Genomic DNA, 18910 nt, shown 5'->3' on the forward strand with positions numbered 1-18910 from the left:
ATGAGTGAAGCCGCGCAGCCTGTCCCCGAGGCGCCCTCCCCCAAGCCTCCTGAGCCTGCCGCCGACCCGGCGAAAAAAGGTATCAAATGGGTGCTGCTCCTGATCCTCCTGAGCCTGGCGTGGTACCTGACGGCCGACCGTTTCACGCCCTATACGCAACAAGCCCGTGTGGGTGCCTTTGTCATTCCGGTCGCCTCGGAAGTCGCCGGCCGGGTGATCCGCGTCAACGTGCGCAACAATCAGGACGTCCAGGCGGGAGACGTGCTGTTCGAAGTGGACCCGCAGCCGTACAAGATTGCCGTCGACCGCGCCCGCGCAGACCTTGAATCGACCCGTCGGCAGATCGGCGCCAGCACCGCCGGCATCGCTTCGGCGCAAGCCAACTTGCGCGCGGCCCAGGCCAACGAACTCAAGGCGAAACAGGACAATCAACGCTTGGAAGGCTTGTACCGCGAAGACCCCGGAACCATTTCCGTGCGCCTGCTCGAAGTGTCTCGCGCCAACCGTGAACAGGCGGTCAGCCAGGTTGCGGCCGCTCGCGCTGAAGTGCAACGTGCGCGCGAGCAAGAAGGCGGCAGCGAAGAAGACAACGCGCTGCTGCGTAGCGCCGCCACGGCGCTGTCGAAAGCCGAGCTGGATCTGTCCAACACGCAGATTCGCGCCCGTTCGGCGGGGCTGATCACCGACCTGCGCACCGACGCCGGGCAGTTCGCCGCGGCCGGTGGCCCGGTCATGACCCTGATTGCCATCCACGATGTCTGGATCAGCGCGGACATGACTGAAAACAACCTCGGTCTGGTGAAAGTCGACACGCCCGTGGCGATCGTCCTGGATGCGCTCCCAGGCAAAGTGTTCGACGGACGCGTGCGCAGTGTCGGATATGGAGTCAGTGTCGGACAGACACCCGCGCCTGGCACCTTACCCAGTGTGCAGAACAGCCGTGACTGGCTGCGACCGGCCCAGCGTTTTCCGGTGATTATCGAGTTCTCCGAAGACGCCCGAAAAGCCTTGCGTGACAGCCGCGCCATCCGTGCTGGCGGGCAGGCCGAAGTCATGGCCTTCCCGACTCAAGGTAACCTGTTGAACCCGTTGGGTCGGTTGTTTGTGGGATTCATGAGCTGGCTGAGCTATGCCTACTAAACGCACGCCTCGGGAACAACGCGCATTACGCCTGGCCACTGGCACAGCATTGTGTCTCGCTGCCAGCTTCGGTCTCGGGTTGCCAATTCCCTTTCTGGCGCCGGTGCTGTGCCTGATCCTGCTGGCTTCGATCAACCGCCCGTTGCCGTTCAAGGCAGCCGTGGTGCTCGCACTGGCCGCGATGTTGACCACGGGCCTCGGCCTGTTGTTGATCCCGATCCTGCGTTATTACCCCGTCAGCGGCGTGCTGCTGGTCGGCTTGAGTCTGTTCCTGGTGTTCCGTTTCGGTCTGCGCGGAGGCAACGCGCTGATCGTGACCTTTCTGGTGATTGGCCTGACGATGATTTCCTCGGCCGGCGTTGCCGAGTTCGATCTGGCGGCGATGGTTATCGGTGCCCTGGTCAAGGGCTTGCTGCTCGCCGTTGCGGTCGTGGCGCTCAGTCATGGATTGTTCCCGGATCCACCCAACGCTCCTTCGCCGCCGCCCGCGCCAACTTTGCCCGCCGAAGAAGTCAGTCGGGTGGCGCTGCGTGCAACCCTGATCGTATTGCCGACGTTCCTGCTGGCATTGATCGACCCGGCCGGTTACCTGCCGATCATCCTCAAAGCCGTCAGCCTGGGTCAGCAAAGCTCCACGACCAATGCCCACACCGCCGGTCGCGAACTCGTCGGTTCGACCTTGCTCGCAGGCCTGCTGGCAATCCTGTTCTGGAGCGCCCTCAGCCTGTTTGTGCACCTGTGGATGTTCTATTTGTGGATGCTGCTGTTCGGTTTGGTACTGGCGCGCAAACTCTATGCCTTGAGCCCGACCCGGTTCAGCCCGGGGTTCTGGCTCAACACCCTGATCACGCTGATTATCCTGTTGGGCCAATCGGTTCAGGACAGCCTCGCGGGCAAGGACGTGTACACGGCGTTTGCGGTGCGCATGGGCTTGTTCCTCGCCGTCACGCTCTATGCCTGCCTGATGGTTTATCTGCTCGAGCAGCGGCCGCGAAAAGCTCAGGGATTAACCTGATAACCCTTGCCTTGCAGGCAACTGGTGTACGCCGTCGAGGTGTTCGCGGCGCTGGTTTTCTGCTGCGCCCGGCGCTCTTGACGCTGACGCGAACCGCCGACCACAGCGCCGGCAGCGGCCGTCTCTTTGGCGCGGTTCTGTCGATAGTCCTGCTTCGTGTCGTCGTCGACGCGATCATAAAACTCGTCATGCTGACGCCCGCGCACTTCGGCCCCGGCCGAGCCCGCGGCGGCCCCCACGGCAGCACCGCGCAATCGCCCTCCGGAAGCAGGCGGTGCGGTCGACGCGGTCTGACTGGCGGCGATGCTATTGCATTCATTGATGTCCAACTGGGTCTGTTGCGAACTCTGCCCTTTCATCGGAACAACCGTTGCAGCCCAACCCTGGGTACACGCAACCGCCAATGCGATGCTCAGGCCGATGGATGACACCTTGCTCATAATGACCTCCAACGCAGCCCGTCACTCGGCAAGAACACGGGTGGTAGACCGCTGATGACTGCTTCCGGGCTTGATTCGGCAACAAGAAGTGTAGATCACCCGGCACGTTCCCCCAGCGCGGTACTGCCTGATCCAGGTGGTGAACATGATTCTTTTCGATCGTTTTGGCGTGATGGCCTAACCTCATAGGTTGAGCGACCCACCACAGAGTCGAGCACGCCTATGCGTAATGCATTGAAGTCAATGATGTTCGTCGTGCTCACGCTGCTTGCAACCAGTGGCGGAGCGCTGTCGGCCGCCGACATACCGCCGGCTCCAGGTATTACGTCGGGTACTTCGTCGTTTGCCATCTCCCAGAGTGATCTGCAAGAGCTGCAAATCCGGCTTGACCGAATCAAACAACAGATTTCGCTGGCCAATAACCTCACCCAAATGGTCGGCCTGCAAGACGCCGTCCAGTCGTTTATCAACGATGTGGACAGCTTGCAGTCATCGCTGCTGCCCGAACAGAAGCAACTGCAAGCCCAACTTGATGTGTTGGGCCCGGTATCACTCGACGATGTGGCGTCAGAGAAATCGGATATCTCGACGCAAAGAGCCTATCTCTCCGAGCAAAAGACCAAAGTCGATTCCAGCCTGAAAACCCTGACAGCCCTCAGAAACAATGCAGCCGGCCTCATCATCCAAATTGCCGGCATTCGCCGCAGCCTGCTGGAATCCGAAGTCACGCTGCGCAGCGGCAGTGTCCTGGGGCCTGGGTTCTGGGCGCCGTTATTTAATCCGCTGAAGGACGACCGCCAGCGGCTAAGCGAATTCATCCAGCAGGCTTCCAGCGCAATCAAGGCCGCCTGGCAACCTGGCGAGCGACTGTTTGCCGCCGCATTGATCGTGCTGGCCCTGGGGATTGGTTCCTGGGGCCGAAGACTCGCCGAGCGCGGACTGACCTGGGTGTGTATTCATCGAATGCCGGAAGGACGTTTACGTCGAAGCTCGCTCGCACTGGCCTCTGTCGTGGCCACGGTGCTGACCACTGCTTTTGCAATGCAATTGCTGTTTTATGCGCTCACTAGGCAATTACCGTTGTCGCCATTGATTCAGAACTTTGCCGATGAATTCGAAAAAGTCATCTATGTCTGCATCCTGATTACCGGTCTGAGCCGGGCGCTGCTGTCGACCCGACATCCTTCCTGGCGACTGCCGGCGATCGCTGATCCCGTGGCGCTGGCGATCCAGCCCTTCCCCAGAATACTGGCCGTCGCGCTGCTGATTTTGGTGAGCCTGACACAAATCACCAACGTCACCGGCATGAGTCCCCCTGCCATTCTCTTTGGCCGGGGTCTGATCGCGCTGGTGGTCACGCTGATTATCGGCACGTTGTTCCGGCGTGCCAGCAACGTCAGAAGAGCCGTTGCGGCCACCGGGGAAGCACCCGAATCGAGTACCACCCTCGCTGGCCTGATTTATTCGTTGGCCGGCATTGCGACGGTTGTATCGCTGCTTGCGCTGCTGATCGGCTACATCTCCCTGGCACGGTTCATCACGTACCAATTGGTCTGGGGATTTATCATCCTGTCGGGCTTCTACTTGTTGACTCAGTTGCTCAAAGACAGCTGTGAGTACCTGTTTTCATCCAAGAGCCCCAGCGGCAAGGCGCTAAAACAATTGCTCGGGATCGGTGATGTACGCCTTGAGCAAGTGTCGATCATTCTGTCCGGTGTCGGTCGCGCCGGGTTATTGCTGCTGGCGGTGATTTCACTGTTTGTCGGTGGCGTCGGCACGACTCTGGGGCAATTGTTCACCCAGATGTTCGCGATCCTCGGCGGCGATGGTCTGCGCAAACTCAATATCATCCCGGGCCATTTGCTGAATGCGCTGCTGGCCCTGTTCATCGGCATCTACCTGATTCGCTCATTGCGCCGATGGCTGGATAACGAGTTCCTGCCCAAGACCGACATGGACCCCGGCATGTGTGCCTCCCTCAGCACACTGTTCGCCAACATCGGCTACGCCCTGGTGATTCTGCTGACGTTGTCATCCCTGGGCATCCAGTGGACCAACCTGGCGTGGATTGTCAGCGCCCTGTCGGTGGGGATCGGCTTCGGCTTGCAGGAAATCGTCAAGAACTTCGTCTCCGGGCTGATTCTCCTGACCGAACGGCCGGTCAAGGTCGGCGACCTGATCAGCATCAGCGGCGTCGAAGGCGACATCCGCCGCATCAACGTCAGGGCCACCGAAATACAACTCAGTGACCGCTCGATCGTCATCGTGCCTAACTCGCAACTGATATCGCAAAACCTGCGCAACGTCACCCTTGGCGGCAGCGCACAAGGGGTGGCGACACTGGAGCTGATGTTCCCGCTGGACATCGATCCGGAGCAAGTTCAAAACCTGCTGTACGACACGTACCGCGAGAACGAAACCATCCTCGACAAACCGGCTACCTTCGTCCGGTTCAGCAAACTGACCCCCGAAGGCATCACGCTGACGGTCACGGGCTACGTCAGCAGCCCGAGAATCGTCGGCACGACCAAAAGCGATCTGCTGTTTGAAATCCTCAAACGGTTGGGTGCGGCGGGTATTGAACTGGCCAAACCTGCACCCACGGTTTGAACAACGACAGAAGCCGGCCTTTCAGGAAGGATGCAGCGCCAAGTCGGCGAGTTGGAATTCGCGAATCACGTCCTGCACGGGTGATGGCGCTTGAGCGTTTCACTCGGCAGTTCCTTGAACAACGCCCGATAACTGCTCGAAAACCGCCCCAAATGCCAGAACGACCAATTCATCGCCACTTCGGCAACGGTCGTGTCATTCGGCGTTCGCGCGAGCAATTCGCGGTGTGCGCTGTTGAGGCGGCGCAGGCGCAGCCAATGGGTCGGCGTCATACCCGTGAAGGCTTTGAACGCGTGCTGCAACTGACGCAGTGAAACCCCGGCCACTTGGGAAAGCTCCAGCAGGTTGAGGGATTCTTCCGGTGAATCGGCGGCCCATTCACCAATGCGTTTCATCACCGCGCGTTCTTCGGTGCGGCGCTGCAGGCCGCCGTGATCGAGGCACACGCAGGCGTTGTCGAGGATGTACAGGCAGTCTTCGAGCAGTTGCTGAGTCAGCGCTTCTTTGCTGGGTGGGTCGAGCGTTTCGGCGAGCCGGGTCAAGGTGCCGCTCAACCAGCGACTGAACAATGCGTTCTGCCCCGAGTTCAGCGGCGACATGAACAAGCCTTCGAGCCGCGCGACATTCAAACCGTGACGCTGGACGAATTCCGGACCGAACACGACGGCCACTTCACGGTAATTCTCCGGAGTGATCCAGGTGTTGCGGCTTTCGCCATTGAGCATGTAGAGCGCGTTGTCGCTGCNGTCGAAACAGAACGCCAGCGACCCCTCGGGCGCACTGAAATTCTGTTCGACCCGGGTGTTCATCTGCTCTTCGTAAATCTCCACGCCTTGCAAGTCCAGATAGCGCACGCGCCCGGCGAAATGCCCCGGCGACATTTGCTGGTAATGCTGGACCCAACCCGGCGTGGCGCGGATCTGCGCGGCGACATCGTCGGTGTTGAACGCTTGAACCTGTATTGGACTGGACGCTGACATGAATGACCTTACGCACTCGTTTGGTGCGTTTTGGTGCTGCTGAAAGTGGATAGATGGAACCGCAAGGCTCGCCCAAGATAGTCGTCAACGCGTCTCAGGGGAAGTGTGTGGTGGATGAAACCATCCTCCCCGGCGTTAAAAAAACCAATAACGAGGTCTTTATGAATGCCCCTTTCGATCAGCTCCTCACGTGGCTGAAAGAACACAAGATTACCGAAGTCGAATGCGTGATCAGTGATTTGACTGGCATCGCACGCGGCAAGATTGCGCCCACCAACAAGTTCCTGCATGAGCGAGGCATGCGCCTGCCGGAAAGTGTGTTGCTGCAAACGGTGACCGGGGACTTTGTCGACGACGATATCTACTACGACCTGCTCGACCCGGCCGACATCGACATGATCTGCCGCCCGGTGTCCAACGCCACGTACGTGGTGCCGTGGGCCATCGAGCCTACGGCCATCGTGATCCACGACACCTTCGACAAGCTGGGCAACCCCATCGAGTTGTCGCCGCGCAACGTGCTGAAAAAAGTCCTGCAGCTCTATACCGATCAGGGCTGGCAGCCGATTGTCGCGCCGGAAATGGAGTTCTACCTGACCCAGCGCTGCGAAGACCCGGACTTGCCGCTGAAAACNCCNCTGGGCCGTTCCGGCCGGGCTGAAACCGGGCGCCAGTCGTTTTCCATCGACGCCGCCAACGAATTCGACCCGCTGTTCGAAGACGTCTACGACTGGTGCGAACTCCAGGGCCTGGACCTCGACACGCTGATCCACGAGGACGGCCCGGCGCAGATGGAAATCAACTTCCGTCACGGCGACGCCCTTGACCTGGCCGACCAGATCACCGTGTTCAAACGCACCCTGCGCGAAGCCGCGCTCAAGCACAACGTGGCGGCCACCTTCATGGCCAAGCCGATTGGCGACGAGCCCGGCAGCGCCATGCACATCCACCAGAGCGTGGTCGACATCGCCACCGGTCAGCCGGTATTCGTCGACGCCGACGGCAAGATGAGCCAACTGTTTTTGCACCACATCGGCGGCCTGCAAAAGTACATCCCCAAGCTGCTGCCGATGTTCGCTCCCAATGTGAACTCATTCCGTCGCTTCCTGCCGGACACCTCGGCGCCGGTTAATGTCGAGTGGGGCGAAGAAAACCGCACCGTCGGCTTGCGCGTGCCGACCTCCAGCCCCGACGCGATGCGCGTGGAAAACCGCCTGCCGGGCGCAGATGCCAACCCCTACCTGGCAATCGCGGCGAGTTTGTTGTGTGGCTACCTGGGCATGATCGAACAGATCGACCCGAGCGCGCCGGTGGAAGGCCGTGCCTATGAACGCCGCAACCTGCGCCTGCCGTTCACCCTCGAAGATGCGCTGGCACGGATGGAGGACTGCGACACGGTCAAGCAGTACCTGGGCGACAAGTTCGTGCGCGGCTACGTCGCGGTCAAACGCGCCGAGCATGAGAATTTCAAGCGGGTGATCAGTTCCTGGGAGCGTGAGTTCCTGCTGTTGAGCGTCTAAAAAAACTAAAAGGGGTGTCGATATGCGTCTTGTGAAAAAGCTTCTCCCGCTGGCTCTGGTGGCGGCGTTCAGCAGTGCACTCCCTTCATGATCGGTCCCACGCTCTGCGTGGGAACGATCACAAACAAAACAATAAGAGGTGTCGATATGCGTCTATTGAAATCCATGGTTCCGGCCGCGCTGGCCGTGTTCTTCAGTGCCGTTGCCCAGGCTCAGCCCACCGTCAGCGTCTACAACTGGACCGATTACATCGGCGAAACCACCCTCGCCGACTTCCAGGCCAAATCCGGGATCAAGGTGATTTACGACGTCTTCGATTCCAACGAAACCCTGGANGGCAAGCTTCTCGCGGGGCGCACGGGTTATGACGTGGTGGTGCCGTCCAACCACTTTCTGGCGCGCCAGGTGAAAGCCGGCGCGTTCCTCAAGCTGGACCGCTCGCAGTTGCCGAACTTCAAGAACCTCGACCCCAAGTTGCTCAAGCTGCTGGAGCAAAACGATCCGGGCAACGCCCATTCGGTGCCGTACCTGTGGGGCACCAACGGCATCGGCTATAACGTCGACAAGGTCAAGCAGGTGCTGGGCGTCGACCATATCGATTCCTGGGCGGTGCTGTTCGAACCGGAAAACATCAAGAAACTGNNCNAGTGCGGCGTGGCGTTCCTCGATTCGGCGGACGAGCTGTTCCCGGCGATCCTCAACTACATGGGCAAAGACCCGCGCAGCGAGAACCCCGAGGACTACAANAAAGCCGAAGCCAAGCTGTTGAGCATCCGGCCTTACATCACCTATTTCCATTCCTCCAAATATGTGTCGGACCTGGCCAACGGCGACATCTGCGTGGCCTTCGGCTATTCGGGNGACGTATTCCAGGCCGCCAACCGCGCCAAGGAAGCCAAGAACGGCGTGAATATCGCGTACGCGATTCCCAAGGAAGGCTCCAACCTGTGGTTCGACCTGCTGGCCATTCCCGCGGACGCCACCAACCCGAAAGAAGCCCACGCCTTTATCAACTACCTGCTCGACCCTGAGGTGATNGCCAAGGTCAGCGCCTCGGTCGGCTACGCCAACCCGAACCCCGCCGCCAAGGAATACATGGACGCGGAACTGGTGAACAACCCTGAGGTTTATCCGCCGCAGGCAGTCCTCGACAAACTCTACATTTCGACCACCCCGCCCCAGGCGATCATGCGACTGATGACCCGTTCCTGGAGCAAAGTGAAGTCCAACAAATGAATAACGAACACGCTCATTCCTATTACGCGGCCACCGCCAATGGCCTGACGCCCTACCCCACGCTGACCTCGGACCTTGTGGCCGATGTCTGCGTGATCGGCGGTGGTTTCACCGGGGTCAACACCGCCATTGAACTGGCTCAGCGCGGGCTTTCGGTGATCCTGCTGGAGGCCCGGCGCATTGGCTGGGGCGCCAGCGGGCGCAACGGCGGGCAGTTGATCCGCGGTATTGGCCACGATGTCAGCGGTTTCACCCGTTACATCGGTGAGGACGGCGTGCGCTATCTGGAGCGTGCGGGGATCGAATCGGTGGAACTGGTGGGCAATCGCATCCGTGAACACGGGATTGAGTGCGACCTGCGCTGGGGGTTCTGCGAGCTGGCCAACACCAAGGCGCAATTCGCGGCGTTCAAGGTTGAGCAGGAAAGTCTGGCCGAATCAGGTTATGCCCACGAAACCCGTCTGGTCGGGCCTGAGCAGATCCGTCAGCAAGTGGTGGATTCAGGGGGCTATGCCGGTGGTCTGGTCGACATGGGCTCGGGCCATTTGCATCCGCTCAATCTGGTACTGGGCGAAGCAAAGCTGGCGCACTCCCTCGGCGTGCAGATCTTTGAGCAGAGCCCGGTTCTGGAGTTGATCCATGGCAGCACGGTGCAGGTTAGGTGTGCCGGTGGCACGGTGCGCGCGGGCAGTCTTGTGCTGGCCTGCAACGCGCACCTTGAAGAACTCGAACCGAAACTCAGCGGGAAGGTGCTCCCGGCCGGCAGCTACATCATCGCCACCGAGCCGTTGGCACCTGAGGTTGCCGCGCAATTGATCCCGCAGAACCTGGCGTTGTGCGACCAGAAAGTCGGCCTGGATTACTACCGGCTTTCCGCTGATCGACGCCTGTTGTTCGGCGGTGCCTGCCATTATTCCGGGCGCGATCCGGCCGACATCACGGCGTACATGCGCCCGCAGATGCTCAAGGTCTTCCCGCAACTGCGCGATGCGCGCATCGACTATCAATGGGGCGGTCGCATCGGCATCTCGGCCAATCGTTTTCCGCAGGTCGGACGCTTGAGTCAGCACCCGAACGTGTTCTACGCCCAGGGGTATTCCGGGCATGGACTGAACGTCACGCATTGGTGCGCGAAACTGTTGGGTGAAGCGATTCACGCCGGGCACAGTCAAGGGTTCGACGTGTTCAGCGCCGTGCCGCACATGACCTTTCCCGGCGGGCCGATGCTGCGCTCGCCGTTGCTGGCGCTGGGCATGTTCTGGTACCGCCTGCGCGAACTGGTTGGCTGACAGGCCACTTTCGCGAGCAAGCCCGCTCCCACAGGATCTGCAGCGGACAAGGACTTTGTGATCAACGACGATCCTTGTGGGAGCGGGCTCGCCCGCGATGAACGATAACGCTGTAAATCAGTTGTTTAAGCCTTTCGATTTGCTCAATCGCAAGGCACTTCTATATTGAGGAGGTGCTCTGACTTTCCTGCGTCCTGGCGAGTGCGGCCTATGGCTACGACTGACCAACTGATCATCTGCGAGCACTGCGACTGTGTGTATGAAAAGGTCACGCTCGCCAAACATCAAAAAGCCCTGTGCACACGCTGCGCCGGCGTATTNCAGCGCTATAACGGCCTGACAGTGGAACAACGCCTGGCGTTGACTTGGACGGCGTTGATGTTGTGGATTTTCGCCAACTTCTACCCGGTGATGAGCATCAGCCTGCAAGGCTTGAAAAACAGCGCGACCCTGTGGGATTCGGTGGTTGCATTGAGCCTGGGGCCGATCACCTTTATTGCGTTGGTGGCGGCCATCGCGATGATCATCGCGCCGATCTTCCAGCTGTTGCTGCTGATTTGGGTGCTGAGCTATGCCCTCGCCTCCCGGCGTTCGCCCGGTTTCAGGTTCTGCATGCGCTGGCTGGAAACCCTGCGGCCCTGGAGCATGCTCGAAGTCTGCCTGCTGGGGGCAATGGTCGCGGTGATCAAACTCGCCGGGTTGCTGGATGTGCTGCCCGGCATCGGTCTGTTTGCCCTGGCCGTGCTCAGCCTGATGATGATCCGCATCGCCGGGCGCGATGTTCGCGATCTGTGGGACACCTTATGACAAGGCCGCCGGTCGCCAGCGAACTCAACCTGTGCCTGTGCCACAGTTGCGGACTGGCCTGTGACACGACCCTCAATCCCGACGAATGCGAGCGCTGCGGCGCGCCGTTGCATCACCGCAAAAGCAACTCGCTGACCCGCACCTGGGCCTACCTGCTGACCTCCCTGGTGTTTTACGTCCCGGCCAATCTGCTGCCGGTGATGAACACAAAAATGGTCGGCAACGGCGCCGACAGCACCATCATGAGTGGCGTACTGGAGTTCTGGCAGCACGGCGCCTGGGACATTGCTCTGATCATTTTCATCGCCAGCATTGCAGTGCCGGGGATCAAGTTCGTGTCGTTGANGCTGTTGCTGATTACGGTGCATCGCAACAGCCTGTGGGCGCGCAAAGAGCGATCAAAGCTGTACCGATTCGTCGAGGTCATCGGTTACTGGTCCATGCTCGATGTGATCGTGGTAGCCCTGGTGGCCTCACTGGTGAAGTTTCAAGCCCTGGCCGATATCCAGCCGCGCCCGGGCATTCTGTTTTTTGGCCTGGTGGTCGTGTTCACCATGCTGGCAGCGATGAGTTTCGACCCGCGTCTGATCTGGGATAACGGGCAGGATAAAAACTCACACACCGAGGAGGACATGGATGAAGTCGCAAGCCACTGACGGGCCGCAAGCCCCTGGCCAGGCCCCAATCAAGACTCGTCGTTTCAGCGTTTCGCTGGTCTGGATCGTGCCCATCATCGCGGTACTGGTGGGCATTTCCCTGGTGGTCCACAGCATGATGCAGGAAGGCCCGACCATCACCGTCACGTTCAATACCGGCAGCGGCCTTACTGCCAACAAAACCGAGGTCAAATACCGCAATGTGGTGATCGGGCAGGTCTCGGACGTGGAACTGAGCAGCGACCAGAAGAGTGTCAACGCCACGATCAAGCTGGCCAAGCAGGCGGAAAGCTTCACCCGAGAAGACTCAAAATTCTGGGTTGTCCGCCCGCGCATCGGCGCCGGTGGCGTGTCCGGCATCGACACCTTGCTGTCCGGCGACTACATCGGTGCCGATATCGGCCAGTCCGACACCCGCGCAAAACAGTTCAAAGGCCTGGAAAACCCGCCGCCCATCACCTATGGCGAACCGGGCAAACGTTTTACCCTGCATACCCAGGGCCTGGGTTCGCTGGATATCGGCTCGCCAGTGTATTACCGCAAAATTCCGGTCGGCCAGGTGGTGGCCTATGAGCTGGATGACGACGGCAAAGGCGTGAACATCGACCTGTTCATNCATGCGCCCAATGATGTGTATGTCACCGAAAACACGCGATTCTGGAACGCCAGTGGTATTGACCTGAGCGTCGGCGCCAATGGCTTCGCGCTTAAAACCGAGTCGCTGTCATCGCTGCTGGTGGGCGGCATCGCCTTCCGCGCGCCGGAGTACAGCCCCAACGATAAACCGGCGGCAGAAGAGTATGCCTATGAACTGTTCCCCGACCAGCAAACCGCCCTCGCCCCGCCCAGTGGCAAAGGCCAATACTTGAGCCTGCGATTCGACCAGGCCCTGCGTGGCCTCAAAGTCGGTGCACCGGTGGAGTTCCTCGGCGTCGAGTTCGGCAAAGTGGTGTCGATCAACCTGGATTACGATGCGAAGAAACGCAGCTTTCCGATCAACGTCGGCATCATGATCTACCCGCAACGCCTGGGTCTGGCCCACACCAAAATGCTCAAGGTGCTGAATCATGATCCCAATGATGAAGCCGCAGGCGTGCGCCTGATGGGCTCCTTTATCGAAAACGGTCTGCGCGCCCAGGCCCGCAGCGGCAATCTGTTGACTGGTCAGCTGTACATCGCGCTGGATTTCTACCCCAAGGCCGAGAAAGTCGTGTTCGATCCGAGCGCCCGTCCGGTCAGTATTCCGACCATTCCCGGCAACCTGGAACAACTGCAGGAAAAACTCGAAGGCATCGTCAACAAGCTCAACCAACTGCCCGTCGAGCGCATTGCGGGTAACCTCGACAGCAGCCTGGTCGAACTGCGCAAAGGGCTCGCCCAGTTCAACGCCAAAACCCTGCCCGGTGTACAGGCCACGCTGGGCGACGTGAGCAAGACGCTGCAATCGGCCAACTCGACCCTGGCCGACGACTCGCCGCAACGCGAACAACTGACCCAGACCCTGGATGAACTGGCGCGCATGTCGCGCTCCTTGCGCGAACTGTCGGACTACCTCGGCCGACATCCGGAGTCGCTGATTCGCGGCCGCCCCAACAACGCCGCACCGATGGATCTGCAGGCGCCACCGCGCAACTGACCACAGGAGCAACACCATGGCTTTTCCGCAAAAGATCACCTTGGTCACCGCGCTGTTACTGCTCACCGCTTGCCGCAGTGATCCGATTCAGTTTCACACCCTGATTCCGGCGCAATTGGGTAATCAATCCAGAGGCGGTGTTGCGGAGATCCAGATTGAAAGCCTCAGTGTGCCGCCCCAGGTCGATCGTCCGCAGATCGTTATCCGCCAGGGCAACAGCGGCCTCGCGATACTCGAAACCCAATGGTGGGCCGCGAGCCTGGTGGATGAATTGCGCAGCGCCTTGGTCGATCAACTGCTCAACACCAATCCTCAGCGCAAACTGTCCGTGCGCCTGGATGTGCAACGCTTCGACTCGGTTCCAGGCCAATACGCATTGATCGACGTCAAATGGCGCCTGCGTAACTTCGGCGAGAGCGATACCACGCTGGTGACCTGCCGCAGCACGTTGCAGACCCCTTCAGGCCCCACCATTGATGAATTGGTGGTGGCCCATCAGAACAACGTCAAGCGTCTGGCCGCAGCGATCAGTCAGGCCGCCGGCGGAACATCGAAAGGCTGCCCATCGAGCCCGTGATGACATGGTTTGATTCAGATCCATCGGGCAAGGGGCCAAGGTGCTGCTAATCTGAATGAAAATGACATGTATTAACGGTTTCTTTGACGTTTTTTTCTCATTTTGATCTCTACATTCCCTGCGACTAAAAACATGCAAATGGTTCGCATTGATTGGCCATCGAATTCACGTGCATGTCTCTAAAAAGAACAGGAGCTGCCAAACATAATGATCACCCCTATTCCTTCCTTCCTCAAAACAGCCTTGCTGGCCACTGCACTGCTCAGCACCGGGCAGGTGTTTGCCGCTGACGACGGCATCGTGGTCTACAACGCACAGCACGAAAGTCTGACCAAAGCCTGGGTCGAGGGCTTCACCCAGGAAACCGGGATTCCGGTGACCATACGCAACGGCGACGACACCGAGATGGGCAACCAGATCGTGCAGGAAGGCGCGGCCTCCCCGGCTGACGTGTTCCTCACCGAGAACTCCCCGGCCATGGTGCTGGTGGACAACGCCGGGCTGTTCGCGCCGGTTGCGCCGACCACGCTGGAGCAAATCGATGCGGCTTATCGTCCGGCCCACGGCAAATGGGTCGGGATCGCCGCGCGCTCAACGGTGTTTGTCTATAACCCGAGCAAGCTGCCCGAAGCCGACCTGCCAAAATCGCTGATGGAGCTTGCGACTCCCGCCTGGAAAGGTCGTTGGGGCGCTTCGCCGGCCGGTGCCGATTTCCAGGCTATCGTCGCGGCCGTGCTGGAACTCAAGGGTGAAGCGGCCACGCTGGAGTGGCTCAAAGGGATGAAAACCAATTTCACCGCCTATCGCGGCAACAGCTCGGTGCTCAAAGCGGTCAATGCCGGGCAGATCGACAGCGGCGTGATCTACCACTACTACAGCTTCGGCGACCAGGCCAAGACCGGCGAAAACAGCAAGGACACCCAATTGCACTATTTCAAGCACAAGGATCCCGGTGCGTTTGTCAGCATTTCGGGTGGCGGGGTTCTGGCGTCCAGCAAACACAAGGAACAAGCCCAGGCGCTGCTGAAATGGATCACCGGCAAGGACGGCCAGGAGATTCTTAAGACCGGCAAGTCGTTTGAATACGCTGTGGGTAAAAACGCTCAATCCAATCCAAAACTGGTGCCTTTGCAGCAGCTCGACGCCCCTGTGGTCGATGCTTCGAAACTCGACAGCAAAAAAGCGGTGGAGCTGATGACTCAGGCGGGACTGCTTTAAGTGATGCCTGAAACCCTGCCAACGGGTATCCCCACCGCGATACCCGATAACCTGCGCCGCCGCGCCCGTGGCATCTTCGCCGGTCGCGGTGGCGCGTGGGTGATCGGTTTGTCGGTGCTGGTTTCGTTATTGGCGTTGATGCCGATAGCCTTCGTCATCGGCGTGTCGATACAAACCGGCTGGGCGACGCTGGTGCCGCTGGTGTTCCGGCCACGGGTCGGCGAGTTGCTGACCAACACGGTGTTGCTGGTGATGATCACCATTCCCCTGTGCGTTGTGCTGGGCATTGCGCTGGCCTGGCTGACCGAACGCACCAACCTGCCGGGGCGACGCGTGTGGTCACTGTTGGCGGTGGCGCCGCTGGCGGTGCCGGCATTCGTGCACAGTTACGCCTGGGTCAGCCTGGTGCCGTCGATTCATGGCNTGTTTGCCGGGGTGCTGGTCTCGGTCATCGCCTACTTCCCGTTCCTGTACTTGCCGATTGCAGCGACGTTGCGCCGTCTCGACCCGGCGATCGAAGACGTCGCCGAATCGTTGGGGCTCAAGCCCTGGGCGATCTTTTTCCGCGTGGTGTTGCCGCAATTGCGCCTGGCCATCTGCGGCGGTGCCCTGTTGGTGGGCCTGCACCTGCTGGCCGAATACGGCCTGTACGCGATGATTCGCTTTGACACGTTCACCACTGCGATCTTCGATCAGTTCAAATCCACCTTTAATGGCCCGGCAGCCAATATGCTGGCCAGCGTGCTCGCCCTGTGTTGCCTGGTGATGCTGACCGCCGAATCAGCCGCTCGCGGTACGGCGCGTTACGCCCGGGTCGGCTCCGGCAGCGCACGAGAGCAACGGATTGTGCGCCTGGGCGCTCAAGCCGCCGTGCTTGGCTTGATGCTGCAACTCACCACCTGCGCACTGGCCCTGGGTGTGCCACTGATCACCTTGGGCCGATGGCTGATCGCGGGCGGCCCGCAAGTCTGGGACTGGGCGGAGCTTGTGCCGGCGCTGGAACAAACCCTGCTGCTGGGGATCTGCGGCGCAGTCCTGACCACCTGCGCCGCCATCCCGATTGCCTGGCTGTCGATTCGGGCGCCGGGGCGCTTGCAGCGCATCCTGGAAAGCTGCAACTACATCACCAGCTCGTTGCCCGGGATCGTAGTCGCGCTGGCACTGGTGACCATCACCATCCATTTCGCCAGGCCGATCTACCAGACAACGATCACGGTATTGCTGGCGTATCTGCTGATGTTTTTGCCCCGCGCCCTGGTGAGTTTGCGTGCTGGCATCGCGCAGGCACCGGTCGANCTGGAAAACATGGCCCGCAGCCTCGGTCGCTCGCCGGGCCGCGCGTTATGGCTGATCACCCTGCGCCTGGCCGCACCGGCCGCCGCTGCGGGGGCGGCGCTGGTGTTTCTGGCGATCACCAATGAGCTGACTGCGACCCTGTTGCTCGCCCCCAACGGTACACGCACCCTGGCCACCGGTTTCTGGGCACTGACCAGCGAAATCGACTATGCCGCCGCGGCGCCTTACGCCTTGCTGATGATTGTGCTGTCACTTCCGTTGACCGGAATTCTTTATCACCAATCCAAACGAACGGCTGGCCGATGAACGCTCTGGAACTCGATTCGATCTACAAATCCTACGGCGCGCTTAAAGCCCTGGAGAACATCAGCCTGTCGGTACCCGCCGGCAGCCGAACGGTGATCGTCGGCCCTTCCGGCTCCGGCAAAACCACGTTGCTGCGGATGATCGCCGGCTTCGAATTCCCGGACACTGGCACGCTGTCGCTCAATGGCCAGACGCTGGTGGACGACACCCATGAAGTCCCGGCNCACCAGCGCCAGATCGGGTATGTGCCGCAGGACGGCGCGCTGTTCCCGCACATGACCGTGGCCGACAATATCGGTTTCGGGCTTTCAACCAAAGGCGACGCGAAGCAACAGCGAATCGCCGAGTTGATGGACAGCGTGGCCCTCGATTCGAGCATGGCCCAACGTTGGCCCCATGAGCTTTCCGGCGGTCAGCAACAGCGGGTGGCGCTGGCCCGGGCCTTGGCGCAACAACCACGGCTGATGTTGCTCGATGAACCGTTTTCCGCGCTGGATACCGGTCTTCGCGGCGCGATGCGCAAAATGGTCGCGCGATTGCTGTCCGACGCCGGCGTCACCACCATCCTGGTGACTCACGATCAAAGCGAGGCGCTGTCGTTCGCCGATCAGTTGGCGGTGATGCGCCAGGGTCGCCTGGTGCAGTCCGGTCACCCGATGGACCTGTACCAGTACCCCGTCGATGAGCAGACCGCATTGTTTCTCGGCGAGGCCGTGGTCATGCCCGCCAGGATCGANGCCGGTTGGGCCCATTGCGATCTGGGCCGTATTCCGGTCAACAACCACCGTAACAACAATGCGGCGCAGATCATGCTGCGCCCCGAGCAATTGCAACTGGTCAGCATCCAGCCCAGTCCGACCGAAGTCGCCGGGTGCCGCGCCGTGGTGACCGAGCGGGATTTCAGCGGCAATACCTGCACCTTGACCGTGGAGTTGCAGCCTACCGTCGCCGGCGACCCGCACGGTCGATCATTGATGGTGCGCAGCTCTGGCATGTACGCGCCACCCGCTGGCAGCGCCGTTCACGTATCAACCATCGGCCATGCCCATGTGTTGAGTGAGCCGTGAATCAAGTCGATCAGAGATCGAAGCGGTCCACTGCCCGACGCCGCTCGTTGTCGTCGCGCACATCGTAGTTGGCCGTGGTCTGGATGTTGCTGTGATGAGCGAGTTTCTGCGCGATCGACAGGTCATGCTCTTCGATCACCCGGGTGATGAACGAGCGCCGAAAATCATGCGGCATGATTTTCACCCCAACCTGCGGCCGCGCTGCCGGGCGATGTAATAAATCGCATGTTTGGTGATGCGCTCGCGGGTGATGTGGCTGCCGCGACGGATACGGTTGAACAGGAACGGGTCGTCCACCTCGCCTTCCTTGAGGTGCGAACGGCGCAGTTCCAGCCAGGCCTGCAGTTTCTCAAAGGCCCAGGCCGGCGCGTATTTGATCAACTGTTTGTTGCCTTTGGCGGTGACCCGCAAGCTGCGCTCGCTGAAATCCACCTGTGACAGGTCCAGGTTCACCGACTCGGATTTGCGCATTCCCGAACCGTACAAAATCCCGATGATGGCTGCGTCTCTCAACCCTTGAGGACGCGGGTCGGTGGCACACACCGCCATCATCTCCTGAATCAGCGAGCGCCTGAGGTTGCGGCCCTGGGATAAACGCGTACCGGCAATCCCTTTCACCGAGCGCATTTTCAGCAGGTGTTCCTGACTGATCAGGCTCATGCGCCACGCTTCGTTCATCACCCCGCGCACCGCATTGACGTACAGCGATGAGGTATTCGGTGCGTACCCGTCTTCGCGCAGCGCTGCGACCAGCGCAATCACATTGTCGGGTTGGAGCTGATGCCAGGGAATCTCCTCGACGTTCATGTCTTCGAAACCCAAACGGTCTGCCGCGTCCTGCAAAACGTAGCGCATGGTCAACTGACTGGAGGGCGCCAGTCGGGCCAAGTAGACGGTCATCGGGTTGGTCTTCGAAGCAGCAGAATGGGTATTAGCTAAGTCAATCAAACGAAACGGCCTTGAGTGGAAACACTTCAGTAAAAACAACTAACAATTGAAACATCATTCATATAAAGCGGGATTTTCTGTAGGACTTTTCTTCTAAAAATCGCGATGAACGGCAGAAGTCTGAACAGTGGCTGTATGACTTTCAGATAAACGATTCAACGACCGGTTT

Annotated in this window: 15 protein-coding genes and 1 pseudogene; 13 read left to right on the top strand and 3 right to left on the bottom strand. The window is 60.1% G+C overall.

The features are described from left to right. Positions 1 to 1140: an HlyD family secretion protein gene (locus tag B7L09_RS02090; RefSeq protein ID WP_094467501.1), complete on the top strand. Its 1140-nt coding sequence runs from the start codon at positions 1 to 3 to the stop codon at positions 1138 to 1140. Beyond that, positions 1130 to 2155, top strand: a complete 1026-nt coding sequence (locus B7L09_RS02095; protein WP_094467502.1) for a DUF2955 domain-containing protein — start codon at positions 1130 to 1132, stop codon at positions 2153 to 2155. Before B7L09_RS02090 ends, B7L09_RS02095 begins: the two co-directional genes overlap by 11 nt. Here B7L09_RS02095 and B7L09_RS02100 read toward each other — a convergent pair. After that, positions 2140 to 2595, bottom strand: a complete 456-nt coding sequence (locus B7L09_RS02100) for a YMGG-like glycine zipper-containing protein (protein ID WP_094467503.1) — start codon at positions 2593 to 2595, stop codon at positions 2140 to 2142. The genes B7L09_RS02095 and B7L09_RS02100 overlap by 16 nt on opposite strands. 222 nt (positions 2596 to 2817) lie before the next feature. Between B7L09_RS02100 and B7L09_RS02105 the strand changes: the two genes are divergently transcribed. Then, a complete protein-coding gene (locus tag B7L09_RS02105) occupies positions 2818 to 5205 on the top strand; it encodes a DUF3772 domain-containing protein (RefSeq protein ID WP_094467504.1) in 2388 nt (795 codons plus the stop codon). A gap of 65 nt (positions 5206 to 5270) precedes the next feature. Here the strand turns inward: B7L09_RS02105 and B7L09_RS02110 are convergent, their stop codons facing one another. Beyond that, positions 5271 to 6185 carry a helix-turn-helix domain-containing protein gene (locus tag B7L09_RS02110; RefSeq protein WP_094467505.1) on the bottom strand — a complete coding sequence of 305 codons (915 nt, stop codon included), beginning with the start codon at positions 6183 to 6185 and terminating at the stop codon, positions 5271 to 5273. Positions 6186 to 6346: 161 nt separating this feature from the next. Here B7L09_RS02110 and B7L09_RS02115 point away from each other — a divergent pair, with 161 nt between their 5' ends. The 10 genes from B7L09_RS02115 (at position 6347) to B7L09_RS02160 (ending at position 17793) form a co-directional block, all read left to right on the top strand. Next, on the top strand, positions 6347 to 7705 hold the full coding sequence (locus tag B7L09_RS02115) for a glutamine synthetase family protein (RefSeq protein WP_094467506.1): 1359 nt from the start codon (positions 6347 to 6349) through the stop codon (positions 7703 to 7705). Positions 7706 to 7852: 147 nt separating this feature from the next. Then, positions 7853 to 8941, top strand: coding sequence for a polyamine ABC transporter substrate-binding protein (locus B7L09_RS02120; protein ID WP_094467507.1), 1089 nt, complete (start codon positions 7853 to 7855; stop codon positions 8939 to 8941). After that, the gene (locus B7L09_RS02125; RefSeq protein WP_094467508.1) at positions 8938 to 10230 is read left to right on the top strand and encodes an NAD(P)/FAD-dependent oxidoreductase; all 1293 of its coding nucleotides are present in this window, start codon (positions 8938 to 8940) and stop codon (positions 10228 to 10230) included. The genes B7L09_RS02120 and B7L09_RS02125 overlap by 4 nt, the downstream gene beginning before the upstream one ends. Positions 10231 to 10440: 210 nt before the next feature. Continuing rightward, positions 10441 to 11037 carry a paraquat-inducible protein A gene (locus tag B7L09_RS02130; RefSeq protein WP_094467509.1) on the top strand — a complete coding sequence of 199 codons (597 nt, stop codon included), beginning with the start codon at positions 10441 to 10443 and terminating at the stop codon, positions 11035 to 11037. Beyond that, complete coding sequence (locus tag B7L09_RS02135) at positions 11034 to 11693, top strand: paraquat-inducible protein A (protein ID WP_094467510.1); 660 nt, start codon at positions 11034 to 11036, stop codon at positions 11691 to 11693. Before B7L09_RS02130 ends, B7L09_RS02135 begins: the two co-directional genes overlap by 4 nt. Continuing rightward, positions 11674 to 13329 carry a PqiB family protein gene (locus tag B7L09_RS02140; protein WP_094467511.1) on the top strand — a complete coding sequence of 552 codons (1656 nt, stop codon included), beginning with the start codon at positions 11674 to 11676 and terminating at the stop codon, positions 13327 to 13329. Before B7L09_RS02135 ends, B7L09_RS02140 begins: the two co-directional genes overlap by 20 nt. Before the next feature lie 16 nt (positions 13330 to 13345). Further along, positions 13346 to 13906 (top strand): PqiC family protein, encoded by a 561-nt coding sequence (locus B7L09_RS02145; protein ID WP_094467512.1) that lies wholly within the window; start codon positions 13346 to 13348, stop codon positions 13904 to 13906. 207 nt (positions 13907 to 14113) lie between these two features. After that, positions 14114 to 15124, top strand: a complete 1011-nt coding sequence (locus B7L09_RS02150) for an iron ABC transporter substrate-binding protein (RefSeq protein WP_094467513.1) — start codon at positions 14114 to 14116, stop codon at positions 15122 to 15124. A gap of 3 nt (positions 15125 to 15127) precedes the next feature. Further along, a complete protein-coding gene (locus B7L09_RS02155) occupies positions 15128 to 16726 on the top strand; it encodes an ABC transporter permease (RefSeq protein WP_094467514.1) in 1599 nt (532 codons plus the stop codon). Beyond that, positions 16723 to 17793: an ABC transporter ATP-binding protein gene (locus B7L09_RS02160; protein ID WP_094467515.1), complete on the top strand. Its 1071-nt coding sequence runs from the start codon at positions 16723 to 16725 to the stop codon at positions 17791 to 17793. The genes B7L09_RS02155 and B7L09_RS02160 overlap by 4 nt, the downstream gene beginning before the upstream one ends. Positions 17794 to 17803: 10 nt before the next feature. Here B7L09_RS02160 and B7L09_RS02165 read toward each other — a convergent pair. Further along, positions 17804 to 18693, bottom strand: a pseudogene (locus tag B7L09_RS02165) (site-specific integrase). Positions 18694 to 18910 lie beyond the last annotated feature (217 nt).

Origin of the sequence: Pseudomonas mandelii (assembly GCF_002251635.1) — a bacterium.
In the GTDB taxonomy this organism is placed as follows: domain Bacteria; phylum Pseudomonadota; class Gammaproteobacteria; order Pseudomonadales; family Pseudomonadaceae; genus Aquipseudomonas; species Aquipseudomonas mandelii_B.